The 5,503-nt window shown below is 58.1% G+C and carries 3 rRNA genes; all 3 read right to left on the bottom strand.

The window, feature by feature from the left end:
* Positions 1 to 25 precede the first annotated feature (25 nt).
* Positions 26 to 142 (bottom strand): 5S ribosomal RNA (gene rrf / locus QUV83_RS17590).
* Positions 143 to 220: 78 nt separating this feature from the next.
* Positions 221 to 3,333 (bottom strand): 23S ribosomal RNA (locus QUV83_RS17585).
* Positions 3,334 to 3,737: 404 nt separating this feature from the next.
* Positions 3,738 to 5,261: ribosomal RNA gene (locus QUV83_RS17580) — 16S ribosomal RNA — on the bottom strand.
* The 16S, 23S and 5S rRNA genes sit together here, the layout of an rRNA operon.
* Positions 5,262 to 5,503 lie beyond the last annotated feature (242 nt).

Here is a 5,503-nt window from a genome sequence, read left to right as displayed (position 1 = left end):
TAGGGGTGGCTCTTTCTGAATGGTGTTCCGGCGGCGACCTACTCTCCCACACCCTGGCGAGTGCAGTACCATCGGCGCAGAGGGGCTTAGCTTCCGGGTTCGGAATGGGACCGGGCGTTTCCCCCTCGCTATGACCGCCGTAACTCTATGGAGATATGAATCTCGGGATGATTCCCGTTCGTATCTCGGGAACCGCACAGTGGACGCGTAGCAATGTAGTGTGGTGAAGTCATCGGCTTATTAGTACCGGTCAGCTCCAGCAGTCTTTCGTCCTGCCTTCCACATCCGGCCTATCTACCCAGTGGTCTAGCTGGGAGCCTCTCGGGGCACTAGTCCCCATGGAAACCTCATCTTGAAGCAGGCTTCCCGCTTAGATGCTTTCAGCGGTTATCCCTTCCGAACGTAGCCAACCAGCCGTGCTCCTGGCGGAACAACTGGCACACCAGAGGTTCGTCCGTCCCGGTCCTCTCGTACTAGGGACAGCCCTTCTCAAGTTTCCTGCGCGCGCAGCGGATAGGGACCGAACTGTCTCACGACGTTCTAAACCCAGCTCGCGTACCGCTTTAATGGGCGAACAGCCCAACCCTTGGGACCTACTCCAGCCCCAGGATGCGACGAGCCGACATCGAGGTGCCAAACCATGCCGTCGATATGGACTCTTGGGCAAGATCAGCCTGTTATCCCCGGGGTACCTTTTATCCGTTGAGCGACGGCGCTTCCACAAGCCACCGCCGGATCACTAGTTCCGACTTTCGTCCCTGCTCGACCTGTCAGTCTCACAGTCAAGCTCCCTTGTGCACTTGCACTCGACACCTGATTGCCAACCAGGCTGAGGGAACCTTTGAGCGCCTCCGTTACATTTTAGGAGGCAACCGCCCCAGTTAAACTACCCACCAGGCACTGTCCCTGGTCCGGATGACGGACCGAGGTTAGATATCCAGAGCGACCAGAGTGGTATTTCAACGTTGACTCCACCGACACTGGCGTGCCGGCTTCACAGTCTCCCACCTATCCTACACAAGCCGCACCGAACACCAATACCAAGCTATAGTAAAGGTCCCGGGGTCTTTCCGTCCTGCTGCGCGTAACGAGCATCTTTACTCGTAGTGCAATTTCGCCGAGTTCGCGGTTGAGACAGCGGGAAAGTCGTTACGCCATTCGTGCAGGTCGGAACTTACCCGACAAGGAATTTCGCTACCTTAGGATGGTTATAGTTACCACCGCCGTTTACTGGGGCTTAAATTCTGAGCTTCGCCTTGCGGCTGACCCGTCCTCTTAACCTTCCAGCACCGGGCAGGCGTCAGTCCGTATACATCGTCTTGCGACTTCGCACGGACCTGTGTTTTTAGTAAACAGTCGCTTTCCCCTGGTCTCTGCGGCCGTCCACGCTCCCCCAGCAAGTGGGTTCACGCTTCGGGCCCCCCTTCTCCCGAAGTTACGGGGGCATTTTGCCGAGTTCCTTAACCACGATTCTCTCGATCGCCTTAGTATTCTCTACCTGACCACCTGAGTCGGTTTAGGGTACGGGCGGCTAGAACCTCGCGCCGAGGCTTTTCTTGGCAGCATAGGATCACCCAATCATCCCGCGTTCGCGGTCACCATCAGTTCTCAGGCTTCACGAGAGGCGGATTTGCCTACCTCTCACCCTACAACCTTGGACGTGGACTACCATCGCCACGCTGGGCTACCTTCCTGCGTCACCCCTGTTAATGCGCTTACCTACTGCCGGCTCGGGTCGCGCGCTCCCCCGCCCGGTGTCCCCGAAGGGACGATGGACGGCTTCGGGCGCTTAGCATCACCGGGGTCGGTATGGGCGGTTCTTCGCCGGTACGGGAATATCAACCCGTTGTCCATCGACTACGCCTGTCGGCCTCGCCTTAGGTCCCGACTTACCCAGGGCGGATTAGCCTGGCCCTGGAACCCTTGGTCATTCGGCGGACGGGTTTCTCACCCGTCTTTCGCTACTCATGCCTGCATTCTCACTCGTGTGGCGTCCACCGCTGGGTCACCCCGCGACTTCACTCGCCACACGACGCTCCCCTACCCATCCACACGCCTGAACCCCAAAGGGGCTGAGCTATTGTGTGAATGCCACAGCTTCGGCGGTATGCTTGAGCCCCGCTACATTGTCGGCGCGGAATCACTTGACCAGTGAGCTATTACGCACTCTTTCAAGGGTGGCTGCTTCTAAGCCAACCTCCTGGTTGTCTGTGCAACTCCACATCCTTTCCCACTTAGCATACGCTTAGGGGCCTTAGCTGGTGGTCTGGGCTGTTTCCCTCTCGACTACGGAGCTTATCCCCCGCAGTCTCACTGCCACGCTCTCACTTACCGGCATTCGGAGTTTGGCTAACGTCAGTAACCTTGTGGGGCCCATCGGCTATCCAGTAGCTCTACCTCCGGTAAGAAACACGTGACGCTGCACCTAAATGCATTTCGGGGAGAACCAGCTATCACGAAGTTTGATTGGCCTTTCACCCCTAACCACAGGTCATCCCCTCGGTTTTCAACCCAAGTGGGTTCGGTCCTCCACGCGGTCTTACCCGCGCTTCAACCTGCCCATGGCTAGATCACTTCGCTTCGGGTCTAGAGCACGCGACTGAATCGCCCTATTCGGACTCGCTTTCGCTACGGCTTCCCCACACGGGTTAACCTCGCCACGTACCACTAACTCGCAGGCTCATTCTTCAAAAGGCACGCTGTCACCCCTGCTAGGGAGGCTCCAACGGATTGTAGGCACACGGTTTCAGGTACTATTTCACTCCCCTCCCGGGGTACTTTTCACCTTTCCCTCACGGTACTTGTCCGCTATCGGTCACTAGGTAGTATTTAGGCTTAGCAAGTGGTCTTGCCGGATTCACACGGGATTTCTCGGGCCCCGTGCTACTTGGGATCCCCTTCGGGAGGCCGCGTCATTTCGTCTACGGGGGTCACACCCTCTGTGCCGGGCCTTTCAATGCCCTTCGACTATAACGCGGCTTTCTGACTCCCTGCTGATTCGGCAGAACCAGCTGAAAGGTCCCACAACCCCGCACACGCAACGCCTGCCGGCTATCACACGCATACGGTTTGGCCTGATCCGCTTTCGCTCGCCACTACTCACGGAATATCTCTTCCTGTCGGTACTGAGATGTTTCACTTCCCGACGTTCCCCCCACACACCCTATATATTCAGGTGCGGGTCACTGGACATGACTCCAGCGGGGTTTCCCCATTCGGAAATCCTCGGATCACGGTTCGTTTGCCAACTCCCCGAGGCTTATCGCAGGCTACTACGTCCTTCATCGGCTCCTAGTGCCAAGGCATCCACCCTGTGCCCTTAAAAACTTGACCACAATAATTTCTACAAAGATGCTCGCGTCCACTGTGCAGTTCTCAAGCTACGAACGATCCCCGTGCTGACACCGGCGCCTGCCCAGGAACTCCTGGACGGTTCGACCGGTCACACGGACCCGTATCCAGCCACCCCACCGCAACCCATCCGAAGACGAGCCAGCGGGGCAACCCGAGACAACAACCTTCCGGCTGTTCCCTCAGGACCCAACAGTGCGCCAAGCCGACCACTCCCACGACCCCCCGCGTTCCAGACCCGGGCAAGCCCAGGACGTACTAGCAGGAGACCGCATCGCGGCCGGCCATAGTCGATGTTCCACCCTTGAGCTCCACCCCCGGCTCGTTCGGCCAGGGACATGGGCCTGGACCCGGCCCCCGAAGAGACCTGGCCAGATGCTCCTTAGAAAGGAGGTGATCCAGCCGCACCTTCCGGTACGGCTACCTTGTTACGACTTAGTCCCAATCGCCAGTCCCACCTTCGACGGCTCCCCCTCTTGCGAGTTGGGCCACCGGCTTCGGGTGTTACCGACTTTCGTGACTTGACGGGCGGTGTGTACAAGGCCCGGGAACGTATTCACCGCAGCGTTGCTGATCTGCGATTACTAGCGACTCCGACTTCATGGGGTCGAGTTGCAGACCCCAATCCGAACTGAGACCGGCTTTTTGGGATTCGCTCCACCTCGCGGTATCGCAGCCCTTTGTACCGGCCATTGTAGCATGCGTGAAGCCCAAGACATAAGGGGCATGATGATTTGACGTCATCCCCACCTTCCTCCGAGTTGACCCCGGCAGTCTCCTATGAGTCCCCACCATGACGTGCTGGCAACATAGGACGAGGGTTGCGCTCGTTGCGGGACTTAACCCAACATCTCACGACACGAGCTGACGACAACCATGCACCACCTGTACACCGACCTTGCGGGGAGCACATCTCTGCGCTTTTCCGGTGTATGTCAAGCCTTGGTAAGGTTCTTCGCGTTGCATCGAATTAATCCGCATGCTCCGCCGCTTGTGCGGGCCCCCGTCAATTTCTTTGAGTTTTAGCCTTGCGGCCGTACTCCCCAGGCGGGGCACTTAATGCGTTTGCTGCGGCACGGAACTCGTGGAATGAGCCCCACACCTAGTGCCCAACGTTTACGGCATGGACTACCAGGGTATCTAATCCTGTTCGCTCCCCATGCTTTCGCTCCTCAGCGTCAGTTGCGGCCCAGTGACCTGCCTTCGCCATCGGTGTTCCTCCTGATATCTGCGCATTCCACCGCTACACCAGGAATTCCAGTCACCCCTACCGCACTCTAGTCTGCCCGTACCCACTGCAAGCCCGAGGTTGAGCCTCAGGTTTTCACAGCAGACGCGACAAACCGCCTACGAGCTCTTTACGCCCAATAATTCCGGACAACGCTTGCGCCCTACGTATTACCGCGGCTGCTGGCACGTAGTTAGCCGGCGCTTCTTCTGCAGGTACCGTCACTTTCGCTTCTTCCCTGCTGAAAGAGGTTTACAACCCGAAGGCCGTCATCCCTCACGCGGCGTCGCTGCATCAGGCTTGCGCCCATTGTGCAATATTCCCCACTGCTGCCTCCCGTAGGAGTCTGGGCCGTATCTCAGTCCCAGTGTGGCCGGTCGCCCTCTCAGGCCGGCTACCCGTCGTCGCCTTGGTAGGCCTTCACCCCACCAACAAGCTGATAGGCCGCGAGCCCATCCCTGACCGATAAATCTTTCCAGACGCTACAGATGCCTGTGCGTCTCGTATCCGGTATTAGCCGCCGTTTCCCGCGGTTATTCCAGAGTCAGGGGCAGGTTACTCACGTGTTACTCACCCGTTCGCCACTGATCAGACAAGGCAAGCCCTGTCATCACCGTTCGACTTGCATGTGTTAAGCACGCCGCCAGCGTTCGTCCTGAGCCAGAATCAAACTCTCCGTAGATGTCTCATGGCACCCTGCCACCGAAGCGGCAAGGAAACCGACACACGAAACAGCCCCACCCGAAAGCAGGACCAGTTAATTCGGCTGATTCGAGCATGCCACCCACGGGGTGGACGACACACTCAGTCAACCAAGACTCACCACACTGACAACCCCCCACCGAAAAGCGGGGAACCACCAGCCGATGAACCATCTTGGCATCGACTACTTGGCACACTGTTGAGTTCTCAAGGAACAGACGC

Source organism: Cellulomonas cellasea, assembly GCF_030372105.1.
GTDB classification, from domain to species: Bacteria; Actinomycetota; Actinomycetes; order Actinomycetales; family Cellulomonadaceae; genus Cellulomonas_A; species Cellulomonas_A cellasea_A.
Note: the sequence above shows the minus strand (reverse complement) of the source record. Positions and strands in the feature narration are given on the sequence as shown.